We start from the raw sequence: 15889 nt of genomic DNA on the forward strand, positions 1-15889 counted from the left end.
ACTGCGCGGCGACCCCTGTCGCTCGTGAGGAAAGGGAGCCATGTCCGGCCCCAACACCGACTACGACCCAGTCGAGGTGACCCCGCTCAAGGCCGACCAGGTCGAGGCGATGCGTGAGGCGGCACTGGCCGCGATCGCGGACGCCGCCGACCTCGACGCCCTGAAGCAGGTCCGGCTCGACCACGCCGGCGATCGCTCGCCCCTGGCCCTCGCCAACCGCGAGATCGGCGCCCTGCCCCCGCAGGCCCGCAAGGAGGCCGGCCAGCGCGTCGGCCAGGCCCGCGGCGCGGTCAACCAGGCGATCGCCGCCCGACAGACCGTCCTCGAGGCCGAGCACGAGGAGCGGATGCTCGTCGAGGAGACCGTAGACGTCTCACTCCCCACGACGCGCCGCCGGCGCGGTGGACGGCACCCCCTCACCTTGCAGTCCGAGCTCATCGCCGACCTGTTCGTGGCCATGGGCTACGAGATCGCCGAGGGTCCGGTCGTCGAGGCGGAGTGGCTCAACTTCGACGCCCTCAACCTCGGTCCCGACCACCCGGCCCGCACCATGCAGGACACCTTCTGGACCGAGCCGGCCGAGGACCACGTGGTGCTGCGCACCCAGACCTCGCCCGTCCAGGCCCGCACGATGCTGACCCGCACCCCACCGATCTACGTCGTCTGCCCGGGACGCGTGTTCCGCACCGACGAGTACGACGCCACGCACTCGCCGATGTTCCACCAGGTCGAGGGCCTCGTGGTCGACAAGGGCATCACCATGGCCCACCTCAAGGGCACGCTCGACCACTTCGCGTCGCAGCTCTTCGGCGACGACATCACGACCCGCTTCCGGCCGTCCTACTTCCCCTTCACCGAGCCGTCCGCCGAGGTCGACGTCAAGTGCTTCGTGTGCCGGGGCGTCGATTCCGACTCCTGCCGCACGTGCCGCGGCGAGGGCTGGATCGAGTGGGGCGGCTGCGGCGTGGTGAACCCGCGCGTCCTGGTGGCCTGCGGGGTCGACCCGGAGGTCTACAGCGGCTTCGCCTTCGGCATGGGCATCGACCGGTCCTTCATGTTCCGCCACGACCTGGAGGACCTGCGGCCGCTCTTCGAGGGCGACGTCCGGTTCAGCAGCGCGTTCGGCACCGAGATCTGAGAGGGGAGAAGACACGATGAAGGCACCCCTGTCCTGGATCCTGGACCTCGTCGACGTGCCCGCCGGCACCACAACGGAGGACATCACCGATCGGCTGACGCTGACCGGTCTCAAGCTCGAGGCCATCGTCAGTCCCGGCCGCGACATCACCGGCCCGCTGGTGATCGGCCGCGTGCTCACGATGGAGCCGGAGCCGCAGAAGAACGGCAAGACCATCAACTGGTGCACCGTCGACGTCGGTGACGCCAACGGCACCGGCGAGCCGCAGGGCATCGTCTGCGGCGCCCACAACTTCGCGCCCGGCGACCTGGTCGCCACGGTGCTGCCCGGCGGCGTGCTCCCGGGTGGCTTCGAGATCGGCGCCCGCAAGACCTACGGCCACCTGTCCGCCGGCATGATCTGCTCGGCCCGCGAGCTGGGGCTCGGCGAGGACCACGACGGCATCATCGTGCTGCCGCCCGACGCCGGTGAGCCCGGGCAGGACGTGCGTCCGGTGCTCGGCCTCGACGACGAGACCATCGAGTTCGAGGTCAACCCCGACCGGGCCTACGCGCTCTCCCTGCGCGGCATCGCCCGCGAGGTGCTCGTCTCGGTCGAGGGCGCCACCGGCTTCCGCGACCCTGCGCTGCGCGACACCCCGGCGGCCAACGACGAGGGCCACCCGGTCGTCGTCGAGGACGCGGAGGGCTGCCCGGTGTTCGTGGCGCGTCGGGTCGACGGCTTCGACCCCGCGGCCCCGACGCCCGACTTCATGGTCCGCCGCATCACCGCTGCCGGCATGCGCCCCATCTCGCTGGCCGTCGACGTGACCAACTACGTCATGCTGGAGACCGGCCGTCCGATCCACGGCTACGACGCCGACACGCTGCAGGGCGCGATCGTCGTACGCCGTGCGCGCGAGGGCGAGAAGCTGACCACCCTCGACGGCACGGCCCGCACGCTGGACCCCGGCGACCTCGTCGTCACCGACGACTCCGGGATCATCGGGCTCGGCGGTGTGATGGGCGGGGAGACCACCGAGATCTCCGGCACCACCACCTCGATCCTTATCGAGGCTGCCCACTGGGACGCGGTGTCGATGTACCGCACCGGCCGCCGGCACAAGATCACCTCCGAGGCCGGCAAGCGCAACGAGCGCGGCGTCGACCCGACGATCTGCGAGGCCGCGGCCGACCGGGTCGTCGAGCTCCTCGTCGAGCACGGCGGCGGCACGGCCCACCCCGGCGTCACCGTCGTCGGCACCCCGCCGGCCATGCCGGTGGTCGAGGTCGCGGGCGACCTGGCCGCCCGGGTGTCGGGCATGCCGATCACCGAGGAGCAGTCGGTGGAGTGCCTGCGCGCGGTCGGCTGCGAGGTCGTCGGGTCGGGGACCCTGTCGGTGACCCCACCCCCGTGGCGACCCGACCTCACCGACGCCCAGGACTTCTCCGAGGAGGTCGTCCGGCTCGTCGGCTACGACCAGGTCCCGTCGGTCCTCCCGACGCCGCCGTCGGGACGCGGCCTGACCCGCCCGCAGCAGCTGCGACGTCGCATCGGGCGCACCCTCGCCGGCGAGGGCTACGTCGAGGTGGTGAGCTTCCCGTTCGTGGGCGAGGCAGACCTCGACGCACTGGGGCTCGCAGCCGACGACCCGCGCCGCGACCTGCTCCGGCTGTCCAACCCGCTCAACACCGAGGCCGGGTTCATGACCTCGACGCTCCTTCCGGGTGTGCTGCGCGCGGCCGGCAAGAACGTCAGCCACGGCACCACGGACGTCGCGATCTTCGAGACCGGCACCGTCACGTTGCCCCGCCACGCCGGGCCGGCGGCGATCCTGCCGGTCGACCGGCGCCCGACCGAGGCCGAGCTCGAGGCGCTCGACGCCGCGCTGCCCGCCCAGCCGCTGCACCTCGTGCTGGTCGGCACCGGAGACGCGGTCTCCGGCGGCTGGTGGGGCGAGGCCCGCCCCTTCTCGTGGGCCGACGCCGTCGAGGCCGTACGAGCCGTCGCGGCGGCGCTGGGCCTCGAGGTCACCGCGTCGGCCGTCGAGCTCGCGCCGTGGCACCCCGGCCGCTGCGCCGAGCTGTCCGTCGACGGCGAGGTCATCGGGCACGCCGGCGAGGTGCACCCCACGGTGTGCCAGGCGTTCGGGCTCCCGAAGCGAACGGTCGCCGCGGAGGTCGACCTCGACCTGCTCATCGCCCGGTCGGTGCACCTGCGCAAGGCGCCCGCCTTCTCGTCCTACCCGGTCGCCAAGGAGGACGTCGCGCTGGTCGTCGACGCCACGGTGCCCGCGGCCGACGTCGAGGCCGCGCTGCGCGAGGGCGCGGGCGAGCTGCTCGAGTCCATCCGCCTCTTCGACGTCTACACCGGCGACCAGGTCGGCGAGGGGAAGAAGTCCCTCGCCTACGCCCTGCGCTTCCGGGCGCCGAACCGCACGCTCAAGGAGGGCGAGGCGGCCGCGGCCCGCGACGCCGCCGTCGCGCTCGCCGCCGAGCGCACCGGCGCCGTGCAGCGCGCCTGAGCGAGCACGTCCACGCGACAGTGGAGCGTACGCCCGACCTACGGGCCGTGGGCTCCACTGTCAGCCGGATGGCGGCTCAGCGCTCGCAGGAGCGGCGTACCTCGGCGACGCACCGGTCCCGGCCGGGCTGGCCGACCGCGCGGTCACGGCCCGCCCCGCCGAGCAGGTCGTCGCGGTTGGCCCGCCCGACCAGGGTGTCGTCGCCGCGGCCGCCGAGGAGCCGGTCGCGAGCAGCGCCGCCCAGGAGCCGGTCGGCGCCCGCGCCTCCCTCGACCACGACCGGGCGGGCGACGCGGGAGCGGAACGGCGCGTCGGCGATCAGGACGTCGTCGCCGCCACGGCCGTCGATGCGGACCCGAGTGGTGGCCGCGACCTTGATGACCTCTGCGCGCCCGCTCCCGACGACCGTCACGTCCCGGCCCTGGAGGGCGAACTCCTCGAAGTGGTCGAAGCGGAAGGAGCGCATGGTCTCCCCGTCCCGGGAGGCTGAGCAGGTGAACGAGCCGCCGACCCGCACCTGCGCGTCGAGGCAGTCGCCGCCGGCGAAGGTGTCGCGACCGGGACCGCCGTCCACCGAACCCGACGTCGGCGAGTAGAGGCCGAGGGTGTCGTCGCCCTTGCCCATCGCGATCGACCGCTCGACGACCGGGCCAGACCCGACCAGGCCGTCCACGGCCGGCGCGACGAGCTCCTCGTCGGCGACCGACCCCACGAACGACTGGACCCGGTGGTCGAGCCGCAGGTAGAACGTGCGGACCGGTCCGACCCACCGCAGCACGGTGCGTCCGTCGACGGTCGCGTGGGACGCCCGGGCGTCGACGTCGGCAGAGGTGCCCTGCCATCCGGGGTGCAGCGCCAGCAGGTTGTCGCCGGGGCCGAGGTCGAGGGCCGGTGCGCCTCGTTGCTCGCCCGCCCAGTTGACGGTGTCGTCACCGGCGCCCGTGCGTACGACGTCGTTGTTGGCGGCACCGGCCGCGGTGGTGCCGGAGTGGACCACGTCGTCGCCGCCTCGGGTGTCGACCACGTCGACGTCCGCGTCCAGCTGGCCGCCGACGCCCTCGTCGCGCGGGTCCTGGCCACCGGTGAAGACGGTCTCGTAGAAGGGGGACGCGTCCGGGCTGTCGGGGATGTCCGCCTCGAGACCGACGTAGGAGTCGGCGCCGGTGCCCAGGACGGTGGTGTACCAGACGGCCTCGACGTCGGCGCTCTCGTTGACGACCGAGTCGTCGCCGCTGCCCGCGTCGACGGTGACGCTGCGGAACCCGCCCTCCGGGGACGCTGCGATGCAGATGGTGTCGTCACCCCCCAGAGCCTGCGCGGTCGTGCCGTCGCTCGCGACGACGACCATGACGTCGTCGCCCTCGGTCCCGGTGCTGCCCACCACCGTGGGTGTCCTGCCCTGGCAGGTGGACGGCGCGGAGGCGGCGGCCGTCCCCGCCGTCAGCGCCGCCCCGACGAGGGCGGCGACGAGGGCCGCGACGAGGACAGCGAGGGCGGCCGGGCGAGCTGCGAGCATGGGGGTTCCTCCCGTGGTGGCGTGGGTCGTGCAGGGAGGAGACGCAACCGGCGGGCGAAGCGTTGCATGCTCCGCCGGTCGAGTCGGTGCCGGTCAGTTGATCGGCGAGGCCACGATCGCGGTGAACCGCTCGAGGACGCCGCGGTCCCCGGCCGTGGAGATGCCCGCGTCGTCGGAGCGGTTCCACAGCCACAGGTCGAGGGCTGCCGCCGGTCCGTCGATCACCACGTCCGGCTCGACGTGGGGGTCGTCCGGCGCCGGCACGACGTGGAAGTCCTCCTCGTCGGCGTAGGACGTGCCGCTGTCGGGATCCGTCCCGGAGAAGGTCCCGGACCGCACCCAGAACGACGCGCCGGTGTCGGTGACGTCGACGCGCACCGTGCCCTCGCCGGGCTCCCACGCCCCCCAGGGCGGCATCCCGCCGTACATCACGTCGAGGCACTCGTGCACCCCGTCGGCGGCCAGCCGCGCGTCGAGCTCGCTCGCCACCCCGGCGGCCTGCTCGGCGTCGACGCGGTGCACCAGCGCCTCGTGCGCCTGCCTACGCAGGATGAACCCCACCGTGTGGTCGTCCGACCAGTTCCAGGCTTCCTCCCGCGGGTCCGCGCCGTCGAGTGCCGCGACGAGACCGGCCGACCACTCGTCGTAGGCGCGCAGCAGGTCGTCGTACGACTCGGGTCGGGGCGGGTCGATCTCCTCCGGGCGGGCGGGCCGGGCCGTCAGCACCTCGGTCCACCACCGTTGCACCGTGGCGAGGTGCCACAGCAGGTCGGCGGCGTCCCAGTCGGGGCAGGCCGGCACGCGCGCGGAGGGGTCGCAGTCGGCGAGCACGTCGCGGAAGCGGGCGGACTCGGCTCGCAGGTGGTCGAGGTAGACGTCGGGTGCCAGGCGGGTGTGGAGTGGGCTCACCCGTGCACCGTAGGGGAGAGGACGGCCCGTCCGCCTCCGGGTTGTCGGACCCCGATGCCGCGCATCCATGCAGTGGAATGTATAGTCATGCATATGTCTGCAACAGTCGCCGTGGCCGGAGCCAGTGGGTACGCCGGGGGTGAGGTCCTGCGCCTCCTCCTGGGCCACCCGGGCATCGAGATCGGCACGCTGACCGCCGGCTCCAACGCCGGGGAGCGGCTGGGCGCCCTCCAGCCGCACCTGCTGCCGCTGGCCGACCGGGTCCTGGCGGACACCACCGTCGAGACGCTCGCCGGTCACGACGTCGTCTTCCTCGGACTGCCCCACGGCCAGTCCGCCGCGATCGCGCAGGCCCTCGGCGATGACACGATCGTGGTCGACTGCGGCGCCGACTTCCGGCTCACCGACCCGGGGGAGTGGGAGACGTTCTACGGCGGCGAGCACGCCGGGTCGTGGCCCTACGGACTCCCCGAGCTCCCCGGCCAGCGCGAGCTGCTGCGCGGCGCGCGGCGCATCGCCGTCCCCGGCTGCTACCCGACCGTGTCCACCCTCGCCGCCGTGCCCGCGATGGCGGCAGGCCTCGTCGAGCCCGACGTCACCGTCGTCGCCGCCTCCGGCACGAGCGGCGCCGGCAAGGCCGCCAAGCCGCACCTGCTCGGGAGCGAGGTGATGGGCAACGCCAGCGCCTACGGCGTCGGCGGCACGCACCGCCACACCCCCGAGATCGTCCAGAACCTCAGCGGCGTCCACGGCGCGCCGGTGCGCGTGGGGTTCACGCCGCTCCTCGTGCCGATGTCGCGCGGCATCCTCGCCACCGTCCAGGCGCCCCTGCTCGACGGGGTCACCCCGGAGCAGGTCCGCGACGCCTACGCGGTGGCGTACGACCCCGAGCCGTTCGTGCACCTGCTGCCCGAGGGACAGTGGCCGCAGACCCAGTCGGTCCTGGGCTCCAACGCGGTCCAGGTGCAGGTCACCGTCGACGAGCGCGTACGACGACTCGTGGCGGTGGCCGTGGTCGACAACCTCGCCAAGGGCACCGCCGGCGCCGCCGTCCAGTGCATGAACCTCGCCCTGGGCCTCGACGAGGCCGCCGGGCTCACCACGATCGGACTCGCCCCATGACCGTCACCACCCCCCAGGGCTTCGTCGCTGCCGGCGTCGCGGCCGGGCTCAAGACCAGCGGCGGCAAGGACCTCGCCCTCGTCGTCAACCAGGGCCCCACCTTCGACTCCGCCACCGTCTTCACCGCCAACCGCTGCAAGGCCAACCCGGTCCTGTGGAGCCAGGAGGTCGTCAAGGACGGCACGGTCAGGGCCGTCGTCCTCAACTCCGGCGGCGCCAACTGCTACACCGGTCCCGAGGGCTTCCAGACCACCCACGCGGTGGCCGAGAAGGTCGCCGAGGGCCTGGGCATCGGCGCGATCGACGTCGTCGTCTGCTCCACCGGACTCATCGGCCTCGCCAACGACCGCGACGACCTGCTCGCCGGCGTCGAGTCGGCCACCGCGGCGCTCTCCGCCGACGGCGGCAGCAGCGCCGCCGAGGCCATCATGACCACCGACTCGGTCAGCAAGAACACGGTCGTCGAGGGCGCCGGCTGGTCGATCGGCGGGATGGCCAAGGGCGCGGGCATGCTGGCCCCGCAGCTCGCGACGATGCTCGTCGTCCTCACCACCGACGCCGTCGTCCCGGCCGCCGACCTCGACGCCGCGCTCCGGGCCGCGACCCGGGTCAGCTTCGACCGGCTCGACTCCGACGGCTGCATGTCCACCAACGACACCGTCACCGTCATGGCCAGCGGCGCCAGCGGCATCACCCCGACGCCCGAGGACTTCACCGCGGCGCTCACCCAGGCCTGCACCGACCTGGCCATGCAGCTGCTCAAGGACGCCGAGGGCGCCGACCACGAGATCGCCATCACCACCCTCCACGCGGCCAGCGAGGAGGAGGCGGTCGAGGTGAGCCGCAGCGTCGCCCGCAGCAACCTCTTCAAGGCCGCGGTCTTCGGCAACGACCCCAACTGGGGACGGGTGCTCGCCTCCATCGGCACCACCCAGGCCCAGTTCGACCCCGCCGACCTCGACGTCGCGATGAACGGCGTCTGGGTGTGCCGGCAGTCCACGCCCGCCGAGGATCCCGCCACCGTCGACCTCACCGGCCGCGAGGTCAGCGTGACCATCGACCTCAAGTCCGGCGACGCCCGCGCCACCGTCTGGACCAACGACCTCACCCACGCCTACGTCCACGAGAACAGCGCCTACAGCTCATGAGCGAACAGACCACCAACCCCATTTCCGGCCCCAGCCGGCCCGACCCCGCCAAGGCCCGCACCCTGGCCGCGGCGCTGCCGTGGCTCAAGCGCTACCACGGGCGCACGATCGTGGTGAAGTACGGCGGCAACGCGATGACGGACGAGTCGCTCAAGGTCGCCTTCGCCGAGGACATCGCCTTCCTCCGCTTCGCCGGCTTCAAGCCCGTCGTCGTCCACGGTGGCGGCCCGCAGATCTCCCGGATGCTCGACAAGCTCGGCATCGAGTCCGAGTTCCGCGGCGGGCTGCGGGTCACCACGCCCGAGGCGATGGACGTCGTCCGGATGGTGCTCGTCGGGCAGGTGCAGCGCGAGCTCGTCGGCCTCATCAACCAGCACGGCGCGCTGGCCGTCGGCCTGTCGGGTGAGGACGCCGGGCTCTTCCGGGCCGTGCCCACCAGCACCGTCGTCGACGGCACCGAGGTCGACCTCGGCCTGGTCGGCGAGGTCGCCGAGGTGCGGCCCGAGGCCGTCCTCGACCTCATCGAGGCCGGCCGGGTGCCGGTCGTCAGCTCCGTCGCACCCGACGTCGACGGGCAGGTCCACAACGTCAATGCCGACACCGCTGCCGCGGCACTCGCGGTCGCGCTCGGCGCCGAGAAGCTGCTGGTCCTCACCGACGTGGAGGGCCTCTACCGCGACTACGGCAACTCCGACGACCTCATCCAGGAGATCAGCCCCGAGGCGCTCGGCGAGCTGCTGCCGACCCTCGACGCGGGCATGGTCCCCAAGATGCGGGCCTGCTACGAGGCGGTCACCGGCGGGGTCCCGCGCGCGACCGTCGTCGACGGCCGCGAGCCGCACTCCGTGCTGCTCGAGATCTTCACCGACGAGGGCGTCGGCACCCAGGTGCTGCCGGGCGCCGCGACCAAGCTGCGCAAGCCCTACGGCAGCGAGGACCCGACATGAACGACGTCCAGCAGCGCTATGCCGGCGCGGTCATGAACACCTTCGGCCCGCCCGCCCTCGCCCTGGCGCGCGGCGAGAGAGCACACGTGTGGGACACCGACGGCAAGGAGTACGTCGACCTGCTCGGCGGCATCGCCGTCAACGCCCTCGGCCACGCCCACCCCGCCCTCGTCGCGGCCGTCACCACCCAGCTGCAGACCCTGGGCCACGTGTCGAACTTCTTCGCCACGGAGCCGCAGGTCGCCCTCGCCGAGCGACTGGTCGGCCTGCTCGGCTGGTCCGACGACGCCCGCGTCTTCTTCAGCAACTCCGGCGCCGAGGCCAACGAGGCGGCGCTCAAGCTCACCCGCCGCACCGGCCGCACCCGGCTCGTCGCGGCCGAGGGGTCCTTCCACGGCCGCACGATGGGGGCCCTCGCGCTGACCTCCAAGGCGGCCTACCGTGAGCCGTTCGAGCCCCTGCCCGGCGACGTCACCTTCGTGCCGTACGACGACGTGGCCGCGCTCGAGGGCGCGGTCGACGACACCGTCGCCGCGGTCGTCCTGGAGCCCATGCAGGGTGAGGCCGGGGTCGTCGTGCCGTCGCCCGACTACCTCGTCGCCGCCCACCGGATCGCCCACGACCACGGTGCGCTGCTGTGGCTCGACGAGGTGCAGACCGGCATCGCCCGCACCGGCGCGTGGTTCGCCCACCAGCTGCTCGACGGGGTGCGGCCCGACGTCGTCACCCTCGCCAAGGGCCTCGGGGGCGGCATCCCGATCGGCGCGACCGTCGCCGGGGGAGCGGCGGCGACCCTGCTGCAGCCCGGCAACCACGGGACGACCTTCGGTGGCAACCCGGTCGCGACGGCGGCCGCGCTCGCCGTCCTCGACACGATCGAGGCCGAGGGCCTCCTGGCCGCCGCGGTCGAGCGGGGCGCCCAGCTCGAGGCGCTGCTGCGCAAGCAGGCCGGTGTCCTCGAGGTGACCGGTGCCGGGCTCATGCGGGGCGCCGAGCTCGACGGCCCCTACGCCACCCACGCGGTCGCCGCCGGGCGCGAGGCCGGCTTCATCCTCAACGCCACCGGCCCCACCCGCCTGCGGTTCGTGCCGCCGCTCGTGATCACGGCCGCCGACCTCGACGCCCTCGACGCCGCCCTGCCCGCCATCCTCGACACCGCCCGTGCCGCCGCAGAGGAGTCCACCCCATGACCCGCCACTTCCTCCGCGACGACGACCTGTCGCCCGCCGAGCTGCTCGAGGTCCTCGACCTCGCCGACCGGATGAAGGCCGAGCCCTTCGGCCACAAGCCGCTCGCGGGTCCCCGCACCGTCGCGCTCGTCTTCGACCGCCCCACGCTGCGCACCCAGGTGTCCTTCGCCGCCGGGATCGCCGAGCTCGGCGGCAACCCGATGACCGTCGACGGCGGGCTCGCCGCCATGGGGTCGCGCGAGGGCGTCGAGGACGTCGCCCGCATCCTGGGGCGCCAGGCCGCGGCGATCGTCTGGCGCACCGCGCACCAGGCCGACGTCGTCACCATGGCGGCGTACGCCGACGTGCCCGTGCTCAACGCGCTCACCGACGAGTTCCACCCCTGCCAGCTCCTGGCCGACCTCCAGACGGTGCGCGAGCACAAGGGGAGGCTCGCCGGCCTCCGGGTCGCCTTCGTCGGCGACGGTGCCTGCAACATGGGCAACTCCTGGGTCCTCGCCGGGGCCTCCGCGGGGCTGCACGTCGTGGTCGGTGCGCCCGAGGGGTTCGCACCCGACGCCCACGTGGTCACCCGGGCCCGCGAGATCGCAGAGGGCACCGGCGGCTCGATCGAGCTCACCACCGACCCGGTCGAGGCGACCACCGGGGCCGACGTCGTGGTGACCGACTCGTGGGTCAGCATGGGCCGCGAGGAGGAGTCCGAGGAGCGTCTGCGGATCTTCCCGCCCTACGGCGTCACCGACGACCTGCTCTCCCACGCGGCCCCCGACGCCATCGTCCTCCACTGCCTCCCGGCCTACCGCGGCAAGGAGATCTCCGAGGAGGTCATCGAGGGACCGCACTCGGTCGTGTGGGACGAGGCCGAGAACCGTCGGCACGCCCAGAAGGCGGTGCTGACGTGGCTCCTGGAGCGTTCCGGGTGACCGCCCTGACCCCGCTGACCAAGAGCGCCCGCCACCAGCGGATCATCGACATCGTGACCGCCCACCCGGTGCGCTCCCAGACCGAGCTGGCCGACCTCCTCGGCGACCACGGCGTCAAGGTCACCCAGGCCACGCTGAGCCGTGACCTCGTCGAGCTCGACGCCGTCAAGGTGCGCAGCGCCGACGGCGCGCTGGTCTACGCCGTGCCGGGGGAGGGCGGTGACCGCAGCGTCGCTGCTCCCCGCGAGAGTGCCGCCGGCCGCGACCGGCTGGCCCGGCTGTGCGCCGAGCTGCTGGTGAGCGCCGAGGCGAGCGCCAACCTCGTCGTGCTCCGTACGCCACCAGGCGCCGCGCAGTTCCTCGCCAGCGCCTTCGACAAGGCCGACCTCGGTGACATCCTCGGCACGATCGCCGGCGACGACACCCTTCTCGTCATCGGTCGAGACCCGGCCGGGGGCGACGCCCTCGCCCAGCGCTTCCTCGACCTGGCCAACCACCACGCAACTGAAAAGGACTCCCAGTGAGCAAGGTCCTCACCTCCCTCCCGGTCGGCGAGCGCGTCGGCATCGCGTTCTCCGGCGGCCTCGACACCTCGGTGGCGGTCGCCTGGATGCGCGACAAGGGTGCGGTCCCGTGCACCTACACCGCCGACATCGGGCAGTACGACGAGCCCGACATCTCCGGCGTGCCGTCGCGTGCCCTGCAGTACGGCGCCGAGCTCGCCCGGGCGGTCGACTGCAAGACCCAGCTGGTCGAGGAGGGCCTCGCCGCCCTGGCGTGCGGCGCGTTCCACATCCGCTCCGGCAGCCGCGTCTACTTCAACACCACGCCGCTCGGGCGCGCCGTGACCGGCACGATGCTCGTGCGGGCGATGCACGACGACGGCGTCAACATCTGGGGCGACGGCTCGACCTTCAAGGGCAACGACATCGAGCGGTTCTACCGCTACGGCCTCCTCGCCAACCCCGACCTGCGCATCTACAAGCCCTGGCTCGACGCCGACTTCGTCACCGAGCTCGGCGGGCGCCACGAGATGAGCGCGTGGCTCACCGAGCACGGCCTGCCCTACCGCGACAGCCAGGAGAAGGCGTACTCCACCGACGCCAACATCTGGGGCGCCACCCACGAGGCCAAGACCCTCGAGCACCTCGACGTCTCCCTCGAGGTCGTCGACCCGATCATGGGCGTGAAGTTCTGGGACCCCTCGGTCGCCATCGAGACCGAGGACGTCACGGTCCGCTTCGACCAGGGCCGCCCGGTCGCGATCAACGGCATCCCGTACGACGACCCGGTCGCGTTGGTGCACGAGGCCAACGCGATAGGCGGACGTCACGGGCTCGGCATGTCCGACCAGATCGAGAACCGGATCATCGAGGCCAAGTCGCGGGGCATCTACGAGGCCCCCGCGATGGCGCTCCTGTTCATCGCCTACGAGCGGCTCGTCAACGCCATCCACAACGAGGACACCGTCGCGCAGTACCACAACGAGGGCCGCAAGCTCGGCCGCCTGCTCTACGAGGGCCGCTGGCTCGACCCGCAGGCCCTGATGATCCGCGAGTCGATCCAGCGCTGGATCGCCTCGCTCGTCACCGGCGAGGTGACCCTGCGGCTGCGGCGCGGCGAGGACTACACGGTGCTGCGCACGGACGGGCCGGCGTTCTCGTACCACCCCGACAAGCTGTCCATGGAGCGCACCGACAACGCGGCGTTCGGCCCCACGGACCGGATCGGCCAGCTCACCATGCGCAACCTCGACATCGCCGACTCGCGCGCCAAGCTCGAGCTCTACGCCGCCCAGCCGCTCGACCAGGGCCAGGTGCTCGTCGAGAACGGCACCCTCTACGGTGCCATCGAGGCCGGGGGCTACGACAAGATCACCGACAACCCGGCCGCCGAGGCGGCCGACGAGTCCGCACTGGAGCACGCAGCGATGGAGTTCGGGACCGACTGATGGCTGGAGCAGGCACCACCAACGAGGGGTCGCTGTGGGGCGGCCGCTTCGCGAGCGGGCCCTCGCCCGAGCTGCAGGAGCTGTCCCGGTCGACCCACTTCGACTGGCAGCTGACGCCGTACGACCTCGCCGGCTCGCGTGCCCACGCCAACGCGCTCCACCGCGCCGGCCTGCTCACCGACGCCGACCACGCCGAGCTGCTGCGCGGGCTGTCGGTGCTGGGGGAGCGGTACGACGCCGGCGACCTGCTCCCGGCGCCCTCCGACGAGGACGTCCACGGCGCCCTCGAGCGGCTGCTGCTCGAGGAGGTCGGCCCCGAGGTCGGCGGTCGGCTCCGGGCCGGACGCTCGCGCAACGACCAGGTGGCCACGCTCTTCCGGGCCTACCTGCGCGACCACGCGCACACGATCGCCGTACTGGTGCTCGACCTCGTCGACGTGCTCGCCGGGCAGGCGGGGGAGCACCTCACGCCGGGCGAGGAGACCGTGATGCCGGGGCGCACCCACCTCCAGCACGCCCAGCCCGTGCTGCTCGCGCACCACCTGCTCGCCCACGCGTGGCCCCTGCTGCGCGACGTCGAGAGGCTGCGCGACTGGGACGCGCGCGTGGCGGGCGACTCGCCGTACGGCTCCGGAGCCCTCGCCGGCCAGACCCTCGGCCTCGACCCGGAAGCGGTCGCAGCCGAGCTCGGGTTCACCGGCTCGTCGGCCAACTCCATCGACGGCACGTCCGCGCGTGACTTCGCGGCCGAGCTCGCCTTCGTGATGGCTCAGGTCGGCGTCGACCTGTCGCGCCTGGCCGAGGAGGTCATCCTCTGGACGACCCGGGAGTTCGACTTCGCCACGCTGCACGACTCGTGGTCCACCGGGTCGAGCATCATGCCGCAGAAGAAGAACCCGGACATCGCCGAGCTCGCGCGTGGCAAGTCGGGCCGGCTGATCGGCAACCTGTCCGGGCTCATGGCGACCCTCAAGGGCCTCCCGCTGGCCTACAACCGCGACCTGCAGGAGGACAAGGAGCCGGTCTTCGACTCGGTCCGCACCCTCGAGGTCCTGCTGCCGGCGATGACCGGCATGGTCGCGACCCTGACCTTCAACCGTGAGCGCATGGCCGAGCTCGCGCCGCAGGGCTTCTCGCTCGCGACCGACGTGGCCGAGTGGCTGGTGCGCGAGGGCGTGCCGTTCCGTGACGCCCACGAGGTCGCCGGCGCGTGCGTACGACGCTGCGAGGAGCTCGGGTGCGACCTCCCCGACCTGACTGACGAGCAGCTCGCCGCCATCTCGCCGCACCTGACGCCGCAGGTGCGCTCGGTCCTCACCGTCGAGGGGTCGGTCGGATCCCGTTCGGGCCGTGGCGGCACCGCGCCCGCCCAGGTTCGCGACCAGCTCGACGAGCTGCGCGCGGCCACCACCGGGCACCGTGACCGGCTGGGCTGAGGGCGACCCGCTCGAGGTCGCGCCCCGCCTGCTCGGTGCGGTCCTCACCCACGGTGGCGTGTCGGTTCGGCTCACCGAGGTGGAGGCGTACGCCGGCCCGCTCGACCCCGGGTCCCACGCGCACCGCGGACAGACCGCGCGCAACGCCGTGATGTTCGGTCCTCCCGGTCGCCTGTACGTCTACTTCGTCTACGGCATGCACTTCTGCGCCAACCTCGTCACCGGACCCGAGGGCGACCCGGGCGCCGTGCTGCTCCGCGCCGGGGAGGTGGTGGCCGGGTACGACATCGCCCGCAGCCGCCGACCAGCCAGCAACGACCGCGACCTCGCCCGCGGTCCTGCGCGACTGTGCCGAGCGCTCGGCATCGACCTCTCGCACAACGGGATCCGTCCCGACCTCGTCGCGGGCGCGCCGGTCGCGGACCTGAGCACCGGACCCAGAGTCGGGCTGCGGCACGCAGCAGACCGTCCCTGGCGCTTCTGGATCACCGACGACCCGACGGTCAGCACCTACCGGCCGGCCGCTCCGAAGCGTCGGACAGGCCGCTGACCTGCGGTTATGCGTGGGGCGGCCCCCCGGTTTGTCATCGGCGCCGGACGTCGTCTAATGTTTCACCTGTCGCCGCAAGCGGCGCCGCTCCTGGCCAGAAGGCCAGCTGAGACGGAGACCAGCTGCGACAACCGAAGCACGAAGATCCGCCGAGTTTGACGCGGATCCTAGCGCCCGGTAAGTTTCTGCAGGTTGCCCCGCGACCAGACCGGCCAAGCCGGCGAGGATCGGGTGCGTCTGATTCTTGAGAACTCAACAGTGTGTTTGATTAGTCGACGAATTAGTTTGTTATGCCCCGTTGACATCATGTTTGCCTGCTGCCGGTTGGTGGTGGGTGGTGGTGTCGCGGTTTCTTTGACAATGATTCTGGCGGGACCTCTCTTTTGGGGGTTCCATCGCTAGTTTTGTTCAGTCAGGGGATGTGGCTCTTATTGATGGTCGCTGCTCATGCTTTGGTGTGGGTGGTTGATGGTTTTCGATGGAGAGTTTGATCCTGGCTCAGGACGAACGCTGGCGGCGTGCTTAACACATGCAAGTCGAGCGGAAAGGCCACTTC

The 15889-nt window shown here is 72.5% G+C and carries 13 protein-coding genes and 1 rRNA gene; 12 read left to right on the forward strand and 2 right to left on the reverse strand.

Going from position 1 to position 15889, the window contains the following annotated elements; all coding sequences use genetic code 11:
* Positions 1 to 40 precede the first annotated feature (40 nt).
* Together pheS and pheT are read left to right on the forward strand one after the other, a co-directional pair.
* Positions 41 to 1138, forward strand: a complete 1098-nt coding sequence (pheS, locus tag HOO61_RS15810; protein ID WP_172259993.1) for a phenylalanine--tRNA ligase subunit alpha — start codon at positions 41 to 43, stop codon at positions 1136 to 1138.
* 16 nt (positions 1139 to 1154) lie between these two features.
* Positions 1155 to 3641, forward strand: a complete 2487-nt coding sequence (gene pheT, locus HOO61_RS15815) for a phenylalanine--tRNA ligase subunit beta (RefSeq protein WP_172259995.1) — start codon at positions 1155 to 1157, stop codon at positions 3639 to 3641.
* 76 nt (positions 3642 to 3717) lie between these two features.
* Here pheT and HOO61_RS15820 read toward each other — a convergent pair whose 3' ends face one another.
* Both HOO61_RS15820 and HOO61_RS15825 read right to left on the reverse strand, forming a co-directional pair.
* Positions 3718 to 5157 (reverse strand): calcium-binding protein, encoded by a 1440-nt coding sequence (locus tag HOO61_RS15820; protein WP_172259997.1) that lies wholly within the window; start codon positions 5155 to 5157, stop codon positions 3718 to 3720.
* 93 nt (positions 5158 to 5250) lie between these two features.
* Positions 5251 to 6066 (reverse strand): maleylpyruvate isomerase family mycothiol-dependent enzyme, encoded by an 816-nt coding sequence (locus HOO61_RS15825; protein WP_367650203.1) that lies wholly within the window; start codon positions 6064 to 6066, stop codon positions 5251 to 5253.
* 93 nt (positions 6067 to 6159) lie between these two features.
* Here HOO61_RS15825 and argC point away from each other — a divergent pair, with 93 nt between their 5' ends.
* From argC to HOO61_RS15875, 10 genes are all read left to right on the forward strand, one after another.
* Positions 6160 to 7188 carry an N-acetyl-gamma-glutamyl-phosphate reductase gene (argC, locus tag HOO61_RS15830; protein WP_301539048.1) on the forward strand — a complete coding sequence of 343 codons (1029 nt, stop codon included), beginning with the start codon at positions 6160 to 6162 and terminating at the stop codon, positions 7186 to 7188.
* Entirely contained in the window at positions 7185 to 8336 is a 1152-nt protein-coding gene (gene argJ, locus HOO61_RS15835) for a bifunctional glutamate N-acetyltransferase/amino-acid acetyltransferase ArgJ (RefSeq protein WP_172260003.1), read from the forward strand. Before argC ends, argJ begins: the two co-directional genes overlap by 4 nt.
* On the forward strand, positions 8333 to 9283 hold the full coding sequence (argB, locus tag HOO61_RS15840) for an acetylglutamate kinase (RefSeq protein ID WP_172260005.1): 951 nt from the start codon (positions 8333 to 8335) through the stop codon (positions 9281 to 9283). The genes argJ and argB overlap by 4 nt, the downstream gene beginning before the upstream one ends.
* Positions 9280 to 10473, forward strand: a complete 1194-nt coding sequence (locus HOO61_RS15845) for an acetylornithine transaminase (RefSeq protein WP_172260007.1) — start codon at positions 9280 to 9282, stop codon at positions 10471 to 10473. The genes argB and HOO61_RS15845 overlap by 4 nt, the downstream gene beginning before the upstream one ends.
* Entirely contained in the window at positions 10470 to 11396 is a 927-nt protein-coding gene (argF, locus tag HOO61_RS15850; protein ID WP_172260009.1) for an ornithine carbamoyltransferase, read from the forward strand. Before HOO61_RS15845 ends, argF begins: the two co-directional genes overlap by 4 nt.
* Positions 11393 to 11920: an arginine repressor gene (locus HOO61_RS15855; protein ID WP_172260011.1), complete on the forward strand. Its 528-nt coding sequence runs from the start codon at positions 11393 to 11395 to the stop codon at positions 11918 to 11920. Before argF ends, HOO61_RS15855 begins: the two co-directional genes overlap by 4 nt.
* Positions 11917 to 13347, forward strand: a complete 1431-nt coding sequence (gene argG / locus HOO61_RS15860; RefSeq protein WP_172260013.1) for an argininosuccinate synthase — start codon at positions 11917 to 11919, stop codon at positions 13345 to 13347. Before HOO61_RS15855 ends, argG begins: the two co-directional genes overlap by 4 nt.
* Complete coding sequence (argH, locus tag HOO61_RS15865; protein ID WP_172260015.1) at positions 13347 to 14783, forward strand: argininosuccinate lyase; 1437 nt, start codon at positions 13347 to 13349, stop codon at positions 14781 to 14783. Before argG ends, argH begins: the two co-directional genes overlap by 1 nt.
* Positions 14767 to 15333, forward strand: a complete 567-nt coding sequence (locus HOO61_RS15870; RefSeq protein WP_172260017.1) for a DNA-3-methyladenine glycosylase — start codon at positions 14767 to 14769, stop codon at positions 15331 to 15333. The genes argH and HOO61_RS15870 overlap by 17 nt, the downstream gene beginning before the upstream one ends.
* A 475-nt stretch (positions 15334 to 15808) precedes the next feature.
* Positions 15809 to 15889: ribosomal RNA gene (locus tag HOO61_RS15875) — 16S ribosomal RNA — on the forward strand; the annotation flags it as partial.

Origin of the sequence: Nocardioides sp. zg-1230 (assembly GCF_013155335.1) — a bacterium.
Taxonomy (GTDB): Bacteria; Actinomycetota; Actinomycetes; order Propionibacteriales; family Nocardioidaceae; genus Nocardioides.

Coding starts and splice junctions, on each gene's coding strand:
- HOO61_RS15820 (WP_172259997.1), bottom strand. CDS start 5,157: ATGCTCGCAGCTCGCCCGGCCGCCCTCGCTGTCCTCGTCGCGGCCCTC.
- HOO61_RS15845 (WP_172260007.1), top strand. CDS start 9,280: ATGAACGACGTCCAGCAGCGCTATGCCGGCGCGGTCATGAACACCTTC.
- pheT (WP_172259995.1), top strand. CDS start 1,155: ATGAAGGCACCCCTGTCCTGGATCCTGGACCTCGTCGACGTGCCCGCC.
- argB (WP_172260005.1), top strand. CDS start 8,333: ATGAGCGAACAGACCACCAACCCCATTTCCGGCCCCAGCCGGCCCGAC.
- pheS (WP_172259993.1), top strand. CDS start 41: ATGTCCGGCCCCAACACCGACTACGACCCAGTCGAGGTGACCCCGCTC.
- argF (WP_172260009.1), top strand. CDS start 10,470: ATGACCCGCCACTTCCTCCGCGACGACGACCTGTCGCCCGCCGAGCTG.
- argC (WP_301539048.1), top strand. CDS start 6,160: ATGTCTGCAACAGTCGCCGTGGCCGGAGCCAGTGGGTACGCCGGGGGT.
- argJ (WP_172260003.1), top strand. CDS start 7,185: ATGACCGTCACCACCCCCCAGGGCTTCGTCGCTGCCGGCGTCGCGGCC.
- argH (WP_172260015.1), top strand. CDS start 13,347: ATGGCTGGAGCAGGCACCACCAACGAGGGGTCGCTGTGGGGCGGCCGC.